General features: G+C 73.1%; 15 protein-coding genes and 1 tRNA gene. 13 read left to right on the top strand and 3 right to left on the bottom strand.

Translation table 11 applies throughout. The annotated features are described in order from the left end of the window. Positions 1-278: 278 nt before the first annotated feature. The 7 genes from ACFYNX_RS32520 to ACFYNX_RS32490 all read left to right on the top strand — a co-directional run bounded on the left by ACFYNX_RS32520 (position 279) and on the right by ACFYNX_RS32490 (position 8,579). Complete coding sequence (locus ACFYNX_RS32520; RefSeq protein ID WP_388666936.1) at positions 279-2,531, top strand: D-alanyl-D-alanine carboxypeptidase family protein; 2,253 nt, start codon at positions 279-281, stop codon at positions 2,529-2,531. Positions 2,532-2,742: 211 nt separating this feature from the next. Continuing rightward, positions 2,743-4,788: an MFS transporter gene (locus ACFYNX_RS32515; protein ID WP_388666933.1), complete on the top strand. Its 2,046-nt coding sequence runs from the start codon at positions 2,743-2,745 to the stop codon at positions 4,786-4,788. 139 nt (positions 4,789-4,927) lie between these two features. Next, positions 4,928-5,455 carry a DUF1269 domain-containing protein gene (locus ACFYNX_RS32510; RefSeq protein ID WP_365548413.1) on the top strand — a complete coding sequence of 176 codons (528 nt, stop codon included), beginning with the start codon at positions 4,928-4,930 and terminating at the stop codon, positions 5,453-5,455. A 178-nt stretch (positions 5,456-5,633) separates the two neighbouring features. Continuing rightward, entirely contained in the window at positions 5,634-6,728 is a 1,095-nt protein-coding gene (locus ACFYNX_RS32505; protein ID WP_388666930.1) for a chemotaxis protein, read from the top strand. Between the two features lie 21 nt (positions 6,729-6,749). Beyond that, positions 6,750-7,400: a hypothetical protein gene (locus ACFYNX_RS32500; protein ID WP_388666927.1), complete on the top strand. Its 651-nt coding sequence runs from the start codon at positions 6,750-6,752 to the stop codon at positions 7,398-7,400. A gap of 32 nt (positions 7,401-7,432) precedes the next feature. Further along, entirely contained in the window at positions 7,433-7,930 is a 498-nt protein-coding gene (locus tag ACFYNX_RS32495; RefSeq protein ID WP_388666924.1) for a DUF1269 domain-containing protein, read from the top strand. Between the two features lie 268 nt (positions 7,931-8,198). Further along, positions 8,199-8,579 carry a hypothetical protein gene (locus tag ACFYNX_RS32490; protein WP_388666921.1) on the top strand — a complete coding sequence of 127 codons (381 nt, stop codon included), beginning with the start codon at positions 8,199-8,201 and terminating at the stop codon, positions 8,577-8,579. 191 nt (positions 8,580-8,770) lie between these two features. On the opposite strand, the gene ACFYNX_RS32485 is transcribed toward ACFYNX_RS32490, so the two are convergent. Together ACFYNX_RS32485 and ACFYNX_RS32480 are read right to left on the bottom strand one after the other, a co-directional pair. Beyond that, positions 8,771-8,846 (bottom strand) — tRNA-Arg (locus ACFYNX_RS32485). Between the two features lie 66 nt (positions 8,847-8,912). Beyond that, entirely contained in the window at positions 8,913-9,872 is a 960-nt protein-coding gene (locus tag ACFYNX_RS32480) for a ScbA/BarX family gamma-butyrolactone biosynthesis protein (RefSeq protein ID WP_365548395.1), read from the bottom strand. A 93-nt stretch (positions 9,873-9,965) separates the two neighbouring features. Between ACFYNX_RS32480 and ACFYNX_RS32475 the strand changes: the two genes are divergently transcribed. The 4 genes from ACFYNX_RS32475 (at position 9,966) to ACFYNX_RS32460 (ending at position 13,422) form a co-directional block, all read left to right on the top strand. Continuing rightward, on the top strand, positions 9,966-10,589 hold the full coding sequence (locus tag ACFYNX_RS32475) for a ScbR family autoregulator-binding transcription factor (RefSeq protein WP_365548392.1): 624 nt from the start codon (positions 9,966-9,968) through the stop codon (positions 10,587-10,589). After that, positions 10,586-11,542 (top strand): NAD(P)H-binding protein, encoded by a 957-nt coding sequence (locus ACFYNX_RS32470; protein ID WP_388666917.1) that lies wholly within the window; start codon positions 10,586-10,588, stop codon positions 11,540-11,542. The genes ACFYNX_RS32475 and ACFYNX_RS32470 overlap by 4 nt, the downstream gene beginning before the upstream one ends. A gap of 77 nt (positions 11,543-11,619) precedes the next feature. Then, positions 11,620-12,387 (top strand): SDR family NAD(P)-dependent oxidoreductase, encoded by a 768-nt coding sequence (locus ACFYNX_RS32465; protein WP_388666914.1) that lies wholly within the window; start codon positions 11,620-11,622, stop codon positions 12,385-12,387. Between the two features lie 300 nt (positions 12,388-12,687). Next, positions 12,688-13,422 carry a TetR family transcriptional regulator gene (locus tag ACFYNX_RS32460; RefSeq protein WP_388666911.1) on the top strand — a complete coding sequence of 245 codons (735 nt, stop codon included), beginning with the start codon at positions 12,688-12,690 and terminating at the stop codon, positions 13,420-13,422. Positions 13,423-13,505: 83 nt separating this feature from the next. On the opposite strand, the gene ACFYNX_RS32455 is transcribed toward ACFYNX_RS32460, so the two are convergent. After that, on the bottom strand, positions 13,506-14,678 hold the full coding sequence (locus tag ACFYNX_RS32455; RefSeq protein WP_388666908.1) for a transposase: 1,173 nt from the start codon (positions 14,676-14,678) through the stop codon (positions 13,506-13,508). Between the two features lie 549 nt (positions 14,679-15,227). Here ACFYNX_RS32455 and galU point away from each other — a divergent pair. Both galU and ACFYNX_RS32445 read left to right on the top strand, forming a co-directional pair. Beyond that, positions 15,228-16,172: a UTP--glucose-1-phosphate uridylyltransferase GalU gene (gene galU / locus ACFYNX_RS32450; RefSeq protein WP_388666905.1), complete on the top strand. Its 945-nt coding sequence runs from the start codon at positions 15,228-15,230 to the stop codon at positions 16,170-16,172. 306 nt (positions 16,173-16,478) lie between these two features. Continuing rightward, positions 16,479-17,312, top strand: a complete 834-nt coding sequence (locus tag ACFYNX_RS32445; protein WP_388666902.1) for a hypothetical protein — start codon at positions 16,479-16,481, stop codon at positions 17,310-17,312. Positions 17,313-17,417 lie beyond the last annotated feature (105 nt).

The raw sequence follows: 17,417 nt of genomic DNA, 5'->3' as shown, positions 1-17,417 counted from the left end.
CGGGTGGTTCATCCGGGAACCGGTAGGTATGTCGTTCTCGTCTAGCACGGGGGCCAAGGGGTTCACACAGGACACTGGTAGACGGTTCGGACGTACGTATGACGCATGGAGGAGGCACGGTGGCGGGCGAGTCCCCCGACAGGGCGGAGCAGCAGGGGTCGTCGCGGGAGACGACGGCGGCGGCCTCGGGCGGCGGCGGCCGGGATCCCCGGCTTTCCGCGCTCCGGGAGTCGGAGCCTTCGTCGGATTCGTCGGACCCGTCGGCTTCCGAGGAGGCCGTGGAGGCTTCGGACGCGCCGGTGCGGGTCGACCAGCCGACCGCCGTGTTCAAGACCCTGACGCCGCGTACGTCCGGGGACGACGACCCGACGGGGGACGCCGGGCCGGAGGAGGAACTGTCGGATTCGGAGGCGGAGGCTTCGCCGTCCGCGCCCGAGCCCGAGAGCGAGCGGCTCAAGGCCGCCGTGGCGGCGTGGGTCGCCACGGCGTCGGACGAACCCGAGGAGCCGGTGAAGGGCGCCGAGAAGGCCCCGGAGCCCGTCGAGGCCGAGGAGGAGGCCCCGGAGCCTGCCGGGGCCCGGGACGGGGCTGACGCGGACGCGGAGCCCGCAGCCGAAGCCGAAGCCGCAGCCGAAGCTGTGCACGAGGACGACGACGAGGCGGCCGCCGGGTCCGTCGACGCTGCCGACGACGTCGAGGGCTCCGACGGCTCCGAGGACTCCGAGGACGAGGCCCCCGCCGAGGGCAAGGCGTCCGCCGACTCCTGGTTCGCCGCCCGGAAGTCGGCCGCCGGCGCGGAGTCCGGGGCCGTGAAGGGCCCGGAGCCCGCCGGGGAGGACGAAGACGCCGCCGGAGGCTCCGAGGACGTCGATGACGTCGCGGACCCCGACGGTTCCTCCGGCTCCGACGACGAGAAGCCCGTCGACCAGCCGACGGCCATGTTCAAGATGATCCGTCCGGCCGTGGACCAGCCGACGACCGCCCTGAAGCTCCCGGCCGGTTCCGTGGGCGCGGGCGCCGGTACGGACGCCGACAGCGAGCGCACCAGCACCTTCCTGCCGCTGCGGCCCGACATCCCGGCCGAGCGGAAGGCACCGGCGGCCGAGGCCGCCCCCAAGGCCGCCAAGGCTCCCGAGACCTCCAAGGTCTCCAAAGCCCCCGACACGGCGGCCCCGGCGGCCCCCGCCGCCCCCGTGCCCGCCGCCCTCGCCGAGCCGGAGCGGACCCGGCAGCAGCCGCTGCCGCCGCTGCCCCCGCTCGACCTGCTCGCGGAGCTGACGAACACCCCGCCCCCGCCGCCGACCCCGCTGCGGACGACCCTCCGCCGCATCCGGATCTGGACCCCCCTGGTCCTGCTCCTCCTGATCGTCTTCGCGATCGCGCAGATGGTCCGCCCGCTGCCCGCGCCCGCCCTGAAGCTCTCCGCCGCGCCGACCTTCACCTTCGAGGGCGGCGAGCTGAAGATGCCGTGGCCCGGCGAGGGACAGGGCGCCGTCGAGGTCGAGGGCGTCGGTTCCATGGGCGCGTACGGGCCCCAGAAGCCGGCCCCGATCGCGTCCGTCACCAAGACGATGACGGCGTACGTGATCCTCCGGGACCACCCCCTCAAGGGGAAGCAGACCGGCCCCGAGATCAAGATCGACAAGAAGGCCGCCGACCAGGGGAAGGCGGCGCACGAGTCGAAGGCGCCCGTCCAGGAGGGCCAGACCTTCTCGCAGAAGGAGCTGCTCCAGCTCCTGATGATCCCCTCCGCCAACAACGTCGCCCGGCTGCTCGCCCGCTGGGACGCCGGCTCGGAGGCCGCGTTCGTCGAGAAGATGAACGCCGCCGCCGACGAGCTGGGCATGACCCAGTCCACGTACACGGACCCGTCCGGCCTGCTCGACAGCACGGTCTCGACCCCGAAGGACCAGCTCAAGCTGGCCAAGGCGGTCATGCAGTACGACGTGTTCCGCGAGATCGTGAACCTGCCCGAGGTCACCGTCGACGGCATCCCCGGCACGATCTACAACAACAACAACATCCTCCTGAAGCCGGGCGTGGGCGGCATCAAGACCGGCTCCTCCACCCCGGCCGGCGGCAACCTGCTCTGGTCGGCGAACACGATCGTCGACGGCCAGAACCGCCGGATCCTCGGCATCGTGATGGGGGCCAAGAACGCCAAGATCCTCGACGACAAGCTCCAGCTCTCCATCGACTACAGCTACGAGCTGATCAAGCGGGCGCAGAAGGACGTCACCTCGGCCGCCGTCGTCCGCAAGGGCCAGGTCGTCGGGTACGTCGACGACGGCCTCGGCGGCAAGACCCCGGTCGTCGCCACCAAGGAGCTCAAGGCGGTCGGCTGGCCGGGCCTCCGGGTGAAGCTGGAGCTCGCCGACGGCGGCAAGGCCGTCCCGCACACCGGCAGGGCGGGCGACGTCGTCGGCCAGGTCTCGATCGGTACGGGCGCGGGCAAGGTCAGCTCTCCGGTGGCCCTCCAGAGCGATCTGGCGGAGCCGGGCTTCGACAAGAAGCTCACCCGCGTGGGCTGACCGCGCGAGGGTCGCCCGCGGGGCCGTGCGGAACGACCGCGTAGAACGAGCACGTGGACGACCGCGTGGACGGCCGCGTGGCCGAAGAGCCACCCGCTCGGCAGGACGCCCCGGTTCTCCGGGGCGTCCTGCTGTTAGCGTTTCCGGGGGACGAGAAGCGCGCGTGGACCCTCCGCGCGGAGCGAGACGGGACGTACGGGAAAGGGCCGCAGTGACCACCGCCGAGCCGACACGCGCCGACCGCGCGGACCTTCCCCCGGATCCCTCGGGCCCCTCGGGCACCTTGGGCCTCTCCGGCCCCTCGGACTTCTCCGGTCCGTCGGACACGGCCGGTCCGTCCGACGACACCCCCCTCGATCCGGTCGCCGCGTCCGGGGGAACCACCGTCCTCGGAGCCGCGGCCGGATCCGGAGCCGCGGCCGGACCCGGAGTCGCACCCGTAGTCGGAGCCGGAGTCGCAGCCGTCCCCGCGCCCGCCGTCCCTTCGCTCTCGCGAATACCGCTTCCGGCGCAGCGGCCCGCCCCGGAGCAGATCGCCCCGGTGCGGCGGCGCAAGCGCCGTCACACCGTCATGGTGGCCACGGGGCTCGCCGCCCTCACCCACGTCCTCTGGTTCTTCCTCTTCGCCAACAGCGGCGGGGACCTGGCCGCGCAGGACGCGTGGGCCGAGTTCGTCGGACGGCACCCGGACTCCGCGTACAACCTCGCCTGGTACGGCGGGATGCACCCGGTCTCGTACAGCGTCGTCTCGCCGTACCTGATGTCGGTGCTCGGCGTCCGCACCACGATGATGATCACCGGGACCCTGTCGGCCGCGCTGACCGCGCTGATCCTGGTGCGGGTGCGGGCGGTCCGCAATCCGATGGCCTGCGCGGTCGCGGGCGTCTTCGCGTTCCTCTGCAACGCCCTGTCGGGCCGGGTGACCTTCGGCCTCGGCATGCTGTTCGCGCTCGGCGCGGTCGCCGCCGTCTTCTGCTGGCCGCACCGCTGGCGCCGCAAGCGCTGGGCCAAGGCGGTCGTCGCCGCCCCGCTCGCCGGGCTCGCGACCGCGTGCAGCCCGGTCGCCGGCCTCTTCCTCGGCGTGGCGGCCGCGGCGCTCTTCCTCAACAAGCGGCGTCCCGGCGCGTACGCCCTCGGGCTCGCCCCCGTGGCCGTGGTCGCCCTCTCCTCCTGGCTCTTCCCCTTCTCGGGCACGCAGCCGATGGCCTTCGGCTCGGCCGCGCTCCCGATGGTCTTCGGGGTCCTGCTCTTCCTCCTCGTGCCGAAGGACTGGCGGACGGTCCGCACCGCCGCCGCCGTGTACACCGTGGGCACCTTCCTGACCTGGGCGATCGACTCCCAGATCGGCTCGAACATCTCGCGGCTCCCGATGCTCTTCGCCGGGGTCGTGCTGCTCGCCGCCCTGCCGTACACCGCGCCGCGCTCGCGCCGCTGGTACGCGCTGCTGCTCGCCTTCGCGGGCCTGAACTTCTGGATCGGTTTCAAGGGCGTCGACGACGTCATCCGCACCGCCCCGGACGCCTCCTGGGCGCGCGAGCTGGCGCCGCTGGTCAACCAGCTCCAGGTGCGGGGCGCGGGCAAGGCGCGCGTCGAGGTCGTGCCGGCCTCCAGCCACCGCGAGTCCTCCGCGCTCAGCCCGTACATCAACCTGGCGCGGGGCTGGAACCGGCAGGCCGACATGGAGCGCAACCCGCTCTTCTACGACGACACCCTCGACGCCGTGAACTACCAGGTCTGGCTCGACCGCTGGGCCGTCCACTTCGTGGTCCTGCCGACCGGCGCCCCCGACTCCGGCGCCGAGCGGGAGGCGGAGCTGGTCGACAAGGGCCTGCCGTACCTGAAGCAGGTCTGGTCGGACGCGAACTGGCGCCTGTACGAGGTCGCGAACCCGACCCCGCTGGCGGAGCCGCCCGCCCGGGTCGAGAGCGTGGCGGCGAACGAGGTCGTCATCCGGGTCGACAGCCCCGGCCGGGTCCTCATCCGCGTGCCGTACTCGCCCTGGCTCGCCCTCATGGACGAGCACGGCGGCAAGATCGAGCCGCCGCAGGAGACCGAGGAGTCCAAGCTGGCCCGCGAGGAGTCGGAGACCGAGCTCCCGAAGGTCTTCGCCAACAAGGAGGGCTGTCTGTTCCGGACGGAGGCGGACGCGGACGGCGACGAGTGGACGGAGCTCGTCGCGCCGAAGGCGGGCGTCTACCGCCTGGGGTCCCCGTACAAGCTCTCCCGGGGCACGGCCTGCCCGGAGGAGCTGCGCTGAGCCGCCGCCCGTAGCTCTGCAGGTACCTTCGCAGGGCCCCCGGGCGCCTCCACCGAGTCGCGGAAACGGACATCTCGGACAAGGATGTCGGTGCGTGGACCGTGGCGCCCCGTACGGCGCCTTCTGGAGGTGGACAGGGATGTCCGAGCTCATCGTCATCGGCTATGACGACCCCGCCGAGGCCGAGCGGGCCCTCGGCACGGTGCAGGACCTGCAACGGGACCACGTCGTGCGCCTGAACGGGCTCGCGACGGTCTCGGTCGACGCCGACGGGCGCACCCACGTCGACACCTCCGGCCGCGTCGTCGCCTCGACCGCCGCCACGGGCGCCCTGTGGGGAGCGATCTTCGGGATCCTCTTCCTGCTGCCCGGCGTCGGCCTCGTGACGGGCGCGGCCCTGGGCGGCCTGGTCGGCAGGCTCGCCAAGTCGGGCGTCGACGACCGCTTCCGCGAGCAGGTGGGCGACCTGCTGAAGCCGGGTTCGGCGGCGGTCGTGATCATGGCGTCGAAGATCACGGACGACAAGTTCACGGCGGCGATGCGGCCGCACGGCGGCACGGTCCTGAAGACCTCGCTCAGCGACGAGGACGATCGGGAACTGTCCGAGCGGCTCACGGGCCGGCCGGACGCCCCGGGCCCGGTCCACGCCCCGGCCACGACCCCCTAGACCGGGGCCGGCTCCTGCCCCTCCGAGACCGGGGCCGGCTCCTGCCCCGCCGCCGCCACGACTCCGCGGACCCGGGCCCGACCCGTACGGGTGCCCCTCCCGTACGCGCGCGGGGACCCGCCCCGTACAGCCGACGGCCCCCGCCCCTCCCCCTCCCCCACGACCCGAAAGGCCTCCCATGCACCCCGCGCTCAGCGCCGACGCGCTCGCCAAGCTGCGACAGCCCCGCCCGTACCCCGCCGTGTCGCTCGTGATGCCGACCCACCGCCGCGAGCCCGACAGCGCCCAGGACCCCGTACGGCTGCGCAACCTCCTCGCGCGGGCCGGGAAGGCCCTGGACGAGGACCCGGGCGTGACGCGGGAGCGGCGCGCGGACGTCCTGGACCAACTGGAGCGGGCCGCCGCCGAGATCGACCTCGTGCACGCGGAGGACGGCCTGGTGGTCTTCGTGGCGCCCGGCGAGCACCAGGTGTGGACGGTGGCCCGGGAGGTGCCGGAGCGGGTGGTCCTCGCGGACACCTTCCTCACCCGCAACCTCGTCGCCGCGCAGGCCGCCGAACGCCCCTACTGGGCGCTGACCGTGGCCGCCGACCGGGTCTCGCTGTGGAGCGGCGGCCCGGAGCGGACCGTCGAGCACACGGGAGACGGCTTCCCGTTCGCGCGGAGCCTGGAGCCCCAGGACGTGGAGCGCGAGGAGCGCGTCGGGGACGTGCCGAGCACGTTCCGGGACGAGGACACCCGCACCTTCTTCCGGGACGCGCACCAGGCGCTGCGGACCGTCCTCGCCTCCGAGCCGCGTCCGCTGTACGTGCTCGGCGAGGCGCCCGCCGTCTCCCTCCTGGAGGAGATCGGGTCCCTGCCGCAGGGGACGACCCCGGTCCAGCGGGGTGGCCTGGGGCACGGGCCCGCCGAGGCCGTGCGGAAGGCGGTGGAGCCGCTGACCGCCGCCCACGAGGCGGCCCTGACGACCACGGTCCTGGCCGAGCTGGACGCGGCCCGGGGCCGGCGGGAGTACGCCGGCGGCCTGGACGAGGTGTGGCAGGCGGCGCGGGAGGGCCGGATCCACCTGCTCGCCGTCGAGGAGCACTACCGGGCGGTCGTACGGGACTACGGCGACCACCTGGAGCCGGCGGAGGCCTCCGACCTGGACGCCCGCGACGACATCGTGGACGAGATCGTCGAACAGGCCCTGGAGACCGGGGCCGAGGTCCGTTTTGTACGGGACGACTCCCTGGCCGACGTCGCCCGCATCGCCGCCGTACTGCGCTACTGACTCCCGGAGACCGGAGACCTCATGAACACCACACCACCGCCCCGCACCACCCCCGGGAAGCGGCTCCGCTCCCGGGCGGCGGGCGCCGCCGCCGCCGTCGTCGTCACCGCGCTCGGCGCGGTCGGCCTCGTGTCCTGCGACACGGGGGGCGACGACGGCGGCGCCCCGACGTTCAGCGGCGCCCCGACAGCGCCCGACACGGCCTCGTTCTCCGGCGGGGCCCCCTCCGGCCTCGCCTCGGCGGCGTCCTCGGCGGCCTCCGCCGCGCGCGAGTCGGCGTCGTCCGCGGCGGCCTCGGCCTCCGCGCGGGAGTCGGAGCGCGCGGCGTCGATCGGCGCCGAGGCGGAACGTTCCCGCAAGCAGGCCGAGGACGCCCTGAAGGGCGTGGAGGGCCGGGGGAACGCGCTGGGCGAGGTCGCGGTGACGGGCAAGCCGAGGGCCGAGGCGAACGGCCTGCTCGCCGTGGTCGTCAGCATCACCAACAAGACGGACGAGAAGGCCTCGTACGCGGCCCAGGTCGACTTCCTCGACCCGTCGGGGAAGGTCGTCGAGACGCAGTTCGCCGGCGCCGAGGACCTCGCGCCGGGCGAGCGGAAACAGCCCCTGGTCGTCAGCCGGCAGCCGGCCGAGCCGGTGCTGACGCCGAGGCTCACCAAGGCGCAGAGGTACTGAGCCGCACCCCCGTACAGAGGAGAGCCAGCCCCATGTCCGAACTCATCGTCATCGGCTACGACGACCACGCCGTCGCCCGCAAGGCCTTCGAGGAGGTCCAGAAGCTCCGCGACGACCACGTCGTCGAGCTGAACGGCCTGGCCGTCGTCCGGATCGACGAGGACGGCGAGACCCATGTGGACACCCCCGCGAAGACGGAGCAGATCGCCCTCTCGGCCACGGCCGGGGCGCTCTGGGGCCTGGTCTTCGGCATGATCGTCCTGACCCCCGGCATCGGGGTCGTGGGCGCGGCCCTCGGCGGCCTCATCGGCAAGCTGAACCAGATGGGCGTCGACCGCGGCTTCCGCCAGAAGGTCAGCGACCTCCTCGCCCCCGGCTCGGCGGCGGTCGTCGTCATGGCCTCCAAGATCACCGAGGACCGCTTCGCGACGGCCATGGAGCCCTTCGGCGGCACCGTCCTCAAGACCTCCCTCCCGGAGGAGAGCGAGCGGGAACTGGCGGAGCAGTTGACGGGGCCGGGGTCGGCCTGACGCCGCCGGCTCCCGGTACGCGGAAAGGCCCCTCGTTCCTCGTGGACGGGGGGCCTTCGACGAACGGGCCCGAGGCCCGGACGGGGCGTCCCCGGCAGGACGCGGTCTTTGCGGGGCGGGGGGCGACGCTGTTGGGCGACGGAGGCTGTCCCTGGCGTGGCGGAGGATGGTGCTCATGTGCGCTCTTTTCGACCCCTCTGAGCCTCGCCGCGTCTCACCGGGCGAGTACCCGGTGTGGGACCGGGCTCTCGCCCTTCTGAACCGGGACATGGCGGTGACGCTTCCCCGGCTGGAACCCCTGCGGCTGCTGGCCCTTCCGTCCTACGACGCGGACGAGCCGGAGAACGTCCACGTCGCCATGGCCAACGGCGAGTGGCACGGCAACGACTTGGACCCGAACTCACAGGACAGCCCTGCCTCCGCACTGGCGAGCGTCGCCGATGCCGCGCAGGAGACCGTCACGGAGCTCCTGTGGCAGGCCTGGCCCCTGTGCCCCGACCACGGCCTGGGCATGCATCCAAGGGAGGACGCGGAAGGGCGCCTGTCCTGGTGGTGCGCGGGAGAACGGTCGCGTCGCGGCCCGGCTCACATCCACGCGGCCGTGGGCGCACTCGACGCTTCGGGAGCGTCGATCCGTACACGGTCTTGAAAGCCGTCGTGGCAGCGATGTCACCATGGACGTGTACGCGCACGTCGTTCAGGACACGGGGCGCGAGCCCACCGGGCGTACGGACCGGCTGCTCAAGAGGCGGTCCGGTCGTATCTGACCGTTGTTGGTGGCGGACGTGGACGTCAGAGAGGCCCACCTCCGGAAATTTCGGAGGTGGGCCCCTTCTGGACTGGTGCCCCCGGCAGGATTCGAACCTGCGACACCCGCTTTAGGAGAGCGGTGCTCTATCCCCTGAGCTACGAAGGCGGGGTTCGAAGCACAGGGTACCGGATCGGTGCCCGGGTGGGGTGTCGGAGGGGGTGTCGTGGGGCGTCAGGCCAGGGCCGGGACCCTCGGGGTGGGGATGGCCGGGAGCAGGGTCGGGTGGGACGTGGTGGCTTCGGCCGTCAGGCAGGTTTCGCCCGACTGGTCGATCGTGACGCGGAGGCGGCCGTCCGGCAGGGGGGTCGCGGTGACCCAGCCGGGGGCGTCCAGTTCCACCCAGCGTTCGAAGCGGACCGACATGCTCGTGACCATGGCGGCCGCGTCGGCTCCGGTGGCGTGGGCCGCCTGGCGGACGGCCTCCAGGAGGAGCATGCCCGGGGCGTGGTCGACCGGGTGGTCGAAGAGCACCGGGTGGTCCAGGTCCGCGCGCAACTGCCAGCGGTCGTGGCGGTCCGGGTCCGACAGGACCACGTGCTGCGGCAGGCAGTGTCCCACCGCCGCGGGCGGCAGGGACGGCGGGAGCGGGAGCGCGGTGCGGCGCACGGCCTCCAGGTCGTGCTTCTCCCCGCGTATGCGCCGGTAGACGGAAGGCGCGTGGTTGGTGAACCGGGCGGCGGCCGTGCCCATCCGCCGGCCGTCGAGGTACGCCGTGGCCCGCAGGCGCATCGACGCCAGGCGGCCGTTCCTGGACCGTACGTCCTCGCACACGACGTCCAGCACGACCTCGCCGGGCGACCGCGGGACGTCCATGGCGAGCGGGTCGACCCGGTAGCCGAAGTCGTCCCAGATCAGGTGGTTGCCGAAGGGCACCCCGTACGCGGTGTGCGACAGGAGCGGAAGGGACTGGCGGAAGGTCTCCACGAACAGCATCGGGTCGAAGCGCTGGTCGCGGGGCCAGTAGAAGCTGTGGAACCGGGGCCACTGGGCGCGGACCGTGTGCCGGTTCTCCGCGTGGGTGGTCCAGCCGGTGAGCAGCACCTCCGTGTGCGCCCGCTTGTGGACGAGTTCACGCGGTACCGCGGTGGTGAGCTGCGTGCCGTGGAGTTCGCTGCCGTGCGCTTGGGACATGTCTTGCCCTCTCCCCGTGGGTGACTGCCTGGCTACGGTGACTGCGGTAACATAAAATACGTTCTCTATGTTTGTCGAGGATGGGATGGGCCAATGACGACCGCCAAAGCGGAACGAGCCGCGCGCACCCGCCAGCAACTGCTGCTGGCCGCCGCCGAGGTCTTCGACGAATCGGGGTACGAAGGGGCGGCCGTCACCCGGATCGTCGAGCGCGCGGGGCTCACCCTCGGAGCGCTGTACTTCCACTTCAACTCGAAGCAGGGCGTCGCGGAAGCGCTGATGAACGCCCAGGCCACCACCATCGAGCCGCACTTGGAGTCCACCGGTCTCCAACGCCTCGTCGACATCACCCTGGTGTGGGCCCACCGCATGCAGCACGACCCGATCCTGCGGGCCGGCGTGCGCCTCGCGGTGGAGCAGGGGAGCCACGGGATGAACGACGCGACGTCGTTCGAGGACTGGCGCTCGCTCATGCGCGACCACCTGGAGACGGCGCGGGCCGACGGCGAACTCCGCGAGGCGGTCGACACCGACCGCCTCGCCCGGTTCGTGGTCGCCGCCTGCACCGGCATGCAGACCTACTCCCAGCTCGCCAGCGGGCGGGACGACCTGATCGAGCGCGTCTGCGACATGTGGACGCTGCTGCTCCCCAGCCTCGCCGACGACGCCGTCGTCGCCAACATCAGCGTCGACCCGCGGCGGGGTGTGGTCGCGTGACGCCGCGGGCGCGTACGTCCCGGCACATCGTCCTGACCGGCGCCACCGGCAGGGTCGCCTCGCTGACGGCCCGTCACCTGGCGGCGGCCGGCCACCGGCTCACCCTCGTCAGCCGTACCGCCCGGACCACCGGGCTCCCTCCCGGCGCCCGCCACGTGGCCTGCGACTACGACAACCCCGCGCTCCTCGCCGAGACGTTCCGCGGGGCCGACGCCGTCCTCGTCGTCACCAACGACCCCACGCGCCCCGCACACGACCGGAACATCGTCCGGGCGGCCGTCGAGGCGTCGGCCGGGCACCTCGTGAAGCTGTCCGCCGCCGCCGTCCACGACCCGGCGGCCGACGACCTCGTCACCACCTGGCAGCGGGAGAACGAGCGGCTCGTCCGGGACAGCGGCATCCCCTGGACCCTCCTCCAGCCGCGGTCCTTCATGACGCACGCCCTGGCCTGGGCGCCGGGCGTCCGGGACGCCGCGACCACGCGGGCGCTCCACCCGCACAGCCGCAACGCGTGCATCGCGCCCGAGGACATCGCCGAGGTGGCGGCCCTGGTCCTCGGCGACGACGACCACCACCACCGGTCGTACCGGCTCACGGGGCCGCGGGCGCTCTCCGCCCACGAGCAGACCGAGGTCCTGGCGGCCCTCCTGGGGCGGCCGCTGACCTGCCTGCCCCTGACCCCGGACGAGGCGCGCGCCCTCCACCTGCTCACGTACCCGCGGGCCATGGCCGACGCCCTCCTGGCCAGCGCCGACCGGCAGGCGGCCGGTGCCAAGAGCGGCACCACCGACACGGTCGAGCGCCTGACGGGGCGGGCGCCCACCACGTTCGCCCAGTGGGCCGCCGCCCACCTCCACCGGTTCGCCCCCGCCCGGACGGAGGCGGCGACGCACGCGCGCGCGTACGGAGACGCCGGTCCGGGCCGTGTCCCCGCGTCCGTACGAAGGACCTGAGCCCCGGGAGCCCCGGGACTCCCGCCGTGCGGACGGCGGAGAACCGACCCGTACCCCCCTCATTTTCAAGGAGACCCATGTCCGGTCAAGGTCTGTTGCACGGAAAGTCCGTGGTCATCACCGGGGCGAGCAGCGGAATCGGTGCGGCCGCGGCGCGGCTCTTCGGCCGGGAGGGCGCCCGCCTGGTCCTGGCCGCGCGGCGCAAGGAACGCCTCCAGGAGGTCGCCGACCTGGTCGAGGCGGCCGGCGGGCGGGCGACGGCGGTCGTCGCCGACGTCACCCGCGCCGACGAGATGCGCGACGTCGCGCGGGCCGCCGTCGACGCCCACGGCGGCCTCGACGCCGCCTTCAACAACGCCGGCTGGACCTCCACCGGCACCCCGATGCACCTGATGGCCGACGACGAGTACGACCGGATCATGGACGTCAACGCCCGGGGCGTGTGGAACGCCATGCGGGCCCAGATCACCGTGATGCTCGCGCACGGCGGCGGCGCCATCGTCAACACCTCCAGCGTCGCCGGAATGCGCGCGACCGGGGCCTCGGCCCCGTACATAGCCGCCAAGCACGCCGTCATCGGGCTCAGCAGGGCCGCCGCCGACGAGTACGCCGAGCAGGGCATCAGGGTGAACGCGCTCGTCGTCGGCAGCACCAGCACCGAACTCATGCGGGAGGTGCTCGCCCAGACCCCCTCCCTCTTCGAGCCGTTCACCCAGCGGGCCATCCAACGGCGGCTCGCGGCACCGGAGGAGGTCGCCCAGACGGCCGCCTGGCTGTGCTCGGACCGCTCGTCGTTCACCACCGGGGCCGCCGTCCCCGTCGACGGGGGATGGACCGCGAAGTAGTCCCTGAGCTGGGAACTTTTACCGGACTTGGCGATAACGTCCCGGCCTCCTCCCGTTTTCTGGCCGGTCGTCAGGAAGCCGCCCTATGGTCGGACGGACCCGTTGAGCCCCTGCTCACGGGTCCGCTTCGCAGTCCGCGGCCACCGGCAGCGACACCTGGGACATACATGACCGAACCGAGCCGAGCCGACTCGTCAAGGCGTATGACCGCCGTGCGCACGCCCGTGCCCGCGCCCGCGTCCGGTCACGGCGTGCCCGCCGGCACCGGGACCCTCACCCGCGATCACAGAGGCCCCGCGCATGAAGAAGAAAGAACAGGCTGCCCGGACGCGCGCCGTCCTGGTCCTGGCCGCAGCGAACAACTTCGACCGGCACGGTTACGACGGGACGTCCCTGGCCGCGGTCTGCGCCGAGGCGGGCACCACCATGGGGGCACTGACCTTCCACTTCCGCAGCAAGGCCGCCCTGGCGGAGGCGGTGGCGGGCGAGGGGGTCGGCGAGCTGCGCCGGGTCCGCGCCGGCCGTCCCGCCGGGGCGCGCGCGTTGCAGGACCTCTCCTCGCTGGTGCTCGACGTGGTGGCGACGCTCCGCCACGGCGTCCACGCCCGCTCCGCGGTACGGCTGATCACGGAGGGCCACGTCGCCTCGGACTGGCCGGCCGAGTGGCGCGACGGGGTCCACGAGCTGCTCGAACGCGCCCACCGCTCCGGGGAGCTCGTCGAGGGGGTGCGGCCGGGCGCCGCGACCCAGCTCGTCCTGCACCTGGTGGAGGGCGTGGCGACCGAGGCGCGGCTCGCCAGGGCGGGACGGGGGGCCGGGGCGGGGCGGGGTGCGGGTGTGGGGGGTGGGCGGGGTGCGGGGGCGCCGTTGCCCTCGGAGACCTCGTTGCCCTCGGAGACCTCGCCGTCGTCGGCCTCCTCCACCTCCTCCGGCTTCTCCGCCGCCGCCTCCTCCTCCGCCTCCTCCGACTCGTCGTCGGACTTCACCGACATCTGGGAGGCGGTCCTGACCGGCCTCGCCGGTCACCGGCGCTGAAGGAGGTCGTCGGCGCCGAGTACGCCGGGAGCGCTGGGCCGAGTGCGCCGGAGCCGCCGCGCGCGCCAGTGACGCCAGCAGTGTCAGACGTGCCCCGCCACCGGGGCCCGGTCGCGCAACCGGTACTGGACGAAGGCGGCGGACACCAGCGTCGCGTGGTGGTGCCAGCCGGGGAACGAGCGTCCCTCGAAGTCCTGGAGACCGAAGTCGCCGCTCAGGGAGTTCACGACGGCGGCGGCCAGGCGGGGTTGGCGCATCAGCGGCAGCAACTGCGGGAGCGGACGGTCGGTCAGGTTCGTCAGCCAGACCCGGGCGCCGCCGCCCGCCTGCCGCTGGACCAGCATGCGGAGCCTCGGCTGCCGCGCCGTCCGGCCGGGCAGGGCGACCGGCAGGGAGAGGATGTCGAGCCCGTGGTGCTGCTCGCCGCCGGACGGGGCACCGCCCCGGGCCGCGAGCAGCCGGCGGACGGTGAGGAACCCGGACTCGGCGGGTGACGCCGAGACGGGGCGCACGCTCAGCGTCTCGGGGACCTCCACGACGAAGGGCTGCTGCTCGTCGCGCACCGCGTGCGCGAGCAGGGCGTGGTGGTCCGGCATCCACGACAGGTCCGCGGTCAGGGGGACGCGCGGGCCCGTGGTCCACGACGCGGCCCGGTCCACGAGTTCCGCGGCCTGTGACCACATGGCCCCGCCCACGTCGTCGGGCACCCGGGCCCGGGCGCGCCGGGCGGAGTCCGCTCCCCAGTCCTCGGGGACGTACAGGGCCCAGTCGACGGGCAGGAGGCCCGCGTCGCCCGAGAGGAACAGGCCGATGCCCAACTGGCAGGTGACGACCTTGCCCAGGAACGGGTCGAAGCGCCGGTGCACGCCGACCGAGTGCTCGCCGCGCTTGGGGATGAAGGCGGGCGCCAGCGTCCACGCCGTGGCGGCGGTCGTCCGCTCCACCCGGCGCAGCAGGTCCTGGCGGACCGCGTGCCAGTCCCAGGGGCTGGCGTTGACGAACTGGTGCATCGACTGCGACGCCGTGGGGGAGTGGCTGACGGAGTCCGCGAGCCTGCGCACGGACTTCTTGCCGGGGGTCTGGAGCAGGGCCTTGACGTAGAGCTCGGCCCACCTGCGCTGGTCGGCGCGCGGCAGTCGCCCGAACACGGCCTCGGCGAACGAGTCGTCCGTCCGCCGGTACGCGTCCTCGGCCGGCCTCCGGTACGCGCCGGGGTCGGCCAGCGCCCTCGGGCTCCGCTCGTACAGCACGCTCATCGGTCGGTCCCCTCCCGTACGGTTTCGCTGACCCCCCAAGCATAAATAGCGTTCTTTATGTTGCTCAGGTCGTCGCGGGATTGCGCGCGACTTTGGCAAGTCCTGGGGGGCGAACGGCTTGAAACGGGGCAAGGCGCCTCGCTCGGCAGGGGTGAGGAAGGGCTTCGGCGGCTCCCGGCCGCTTTTCGCCGACTAGCTGAAGTAGTGCCAGGTCCCCTCCGGCGGCTCGCGACGGCGGGTCCGTTCCTGCGCACACTGACGACCGGCGACGAGGCGGCACCGCGTCACGGACCCCGCGTCACGGACCCCGCACCACAGCCGCCGCACCACAGGCACCGCGTCGCACCGCACGTACCGCGTCTCACCGCACACGCACTACGGCACCTCGCACGCACTGCGGCACACCGCAGGTACCGCGTCGCACCGCACGTACCGCACGTACCGCACGTACCGTCCGCGGCCCGCGTACCGCACGCACCCCGCCGCCCGGCTCCCCGCGGGCCGGGAAACGGCGTCCCTCCCCGTCTCCCCATGCTTTGGACATCCCACATGAACGAGATAACGAAAGCCGTCATCCCCGTCGCCGGCCTGGGCACCCGCTTCCTGCCCGCCACCAAGGCGACCCCTAAGGAGATGTTGCCGGTGGTGGACAAGCCGGCCATCCAGTACGTCGTCGAGGAAGCGGTCAGCGTCGGCATGCGCGATGTCCTCATGGTGACGGGGCGCAACAAACGGGCCCTGGAGGACCACTTCGACCGCAACTGCGAGCTCGAACTGGCCCTGGAGAAGAAGGGCGACGCCGAACGGCTCGCCTCCGTCAACCTCTCCACCGAACTGGCCGACATCCACTACACCCGGCAGGGCGACCCGCGCGGCCTGGGGCACGCCGTCCTGTGCGCCGCGCCGCACGTGGGCGACGAGCCGTTCGCCGTCCTCCTCGGCGACGACCTCATCGACCCCCGCGACCCGCTCCTCGCCCAGATGCGGCAGGTGCACCGGGAGCACGGCGGATCGGTGATCGCGCTCATGGAGGTCGAGCCCGAGCGCAGCCACCTCTACGGCTGCGCCGCCGCGGAGAGGGACGGTACGAGTCCCGTCGTCCGCGTCACCGACCTCGTCGAGAAGCCGGCGCCCGGCACCGCCCCGAGCAACCTGGCCGTCATCGGGCGCTACATCCTCGAACCCGCCGTCTTCGACGTCCTGCGCCGCACCCCGCCCGGCCGCGGCGGCGAGATACAGCTCACCGACGCCATCCGGACGCTCGCGGCCACCGGGCACACGGTCCACGGCGTGGTGTTCTCCGGGCGGCGTTACGACACCGGCGACCGCGGCGACTACCTGCGCGCCGTCGTCCGGATCGCCGCCGACCGCAGCGACCTCGGCCCCGACTTCGTCGAGTGGCTGCGGGAGTTCCTCCTGGACCACCAGCCGGTGGAGCACCGGTCGGTGGACGAGCGGCCGGTGGAGCTCCGGCCGGCGGCGCTCACCGCCTGACGCGTCCAACTGCCTCCGGAGCGCCGGTTGGACACCGACGTCCCCGCCGACACCTTCCACGAGTTGGCGAGGTCGTCGTGGTCCGGCCCCACCGGATGGATAACGACAGGAGACCTCCGTATGGTCCACGAGCGAATACAGAGCCCGACGCGACCGCAGGAAGGAAACAGCGAATCCCCCCACCGCGTCCCCCTGACCGCATTGAAGAACGTCATCCGGGTCAGGCAGGACGGTCCCGACGAAAGGCACACGCGGGCACTCGCCGCATCCGGCGAATTCCCGCCGATCCTGGTCCATCGCCCCACCATGGCGATTCTCGACGGCGTCCACCGGTTCCACGCCGCGCACCTGCGGGGTGACACCGACATCGCCGTCCGGTTCTGCGACGAACCGCTGGAGCAGGCCTTCGTCCGCACCGTACGGGAGAACGTCCGGCACGGCCTCCCGCTGACGCACCCCGACCGCACGGCGGCCGCCGCCCGCATCCTGCGGACGCATCCGCACTGGTCGGACCGCTCCGTCGCACGGGCCGCCGGACTGTCTCCGAAGTCCGTCGCCGAGCTGCGCAAAGGCGCGCGGCAGGCGACGGACCCGATGCACCGCCTCGGCCGGGACGGACGGCTGCGGCCGGTCGACGCCGATCAACGGCGCCGGCGCGCGGCCGAGATCCTGCGCAGCGCACCCGATTCCTCGCTCCGCGAGGTCGGGCGCCGGGCCGGCATCTCGCCCAGCACGGTGCGGGACGTGAAGCGCCGCATCGAGAACGGACAGGAACCCGTTCCCGAAAGGGACGGGGAAAGCAGGGGAGCGGCGCGGAGGAAAGAGGAGGAAGAGAAGCCTTCGAAAGGAAGGGAAAGCGCGAGGGGGACGGACCTCTCGGATTTCCCGGCCCTGGTGAAGCGGCTCTGCCACGAGCCGTCACTGCGGAACTCCGCCGACGGGCGGCTCCTTCTGCGGCTCCTCGATCTCCACCTGGTGGCGCAGCAGAGCGCCGCCCGGATCACCGCCGCCGTCCCCGCGCACCAGATCGCGACGGTCGCCGTCGCCGCCGCCCGCTGCCGCCAGATCTGGCACGAGATGGCGGCGGAAGTCGAAAGCAACCGGCCCGGCCACGACGCCACGGCCGCCACGAAGAACTGAAAGAGGAAAGCATGTCTGTTGTCGATGGTGTGGTGGGGGAGGCGTCGTCTTCGGGGCCGGTGGGTCCGAAGGTGGATGCTTCCGATGGTGCCGGTTCTGCCGGTC

It is taken from the genome of Streptomyces sp. NPDC007872 (assembly GCF_042868165.1).
Taxonomy (GTDB): Bacteria; Actinomycetota; Actinomycetes; order Streptomycetales; family Streptomycetaceae; genus Streptomyces.
Note: the sequence above shows the minus strand (reverse complement) of the source record. Positions and strands in the feature narration are given on the sequence as shown.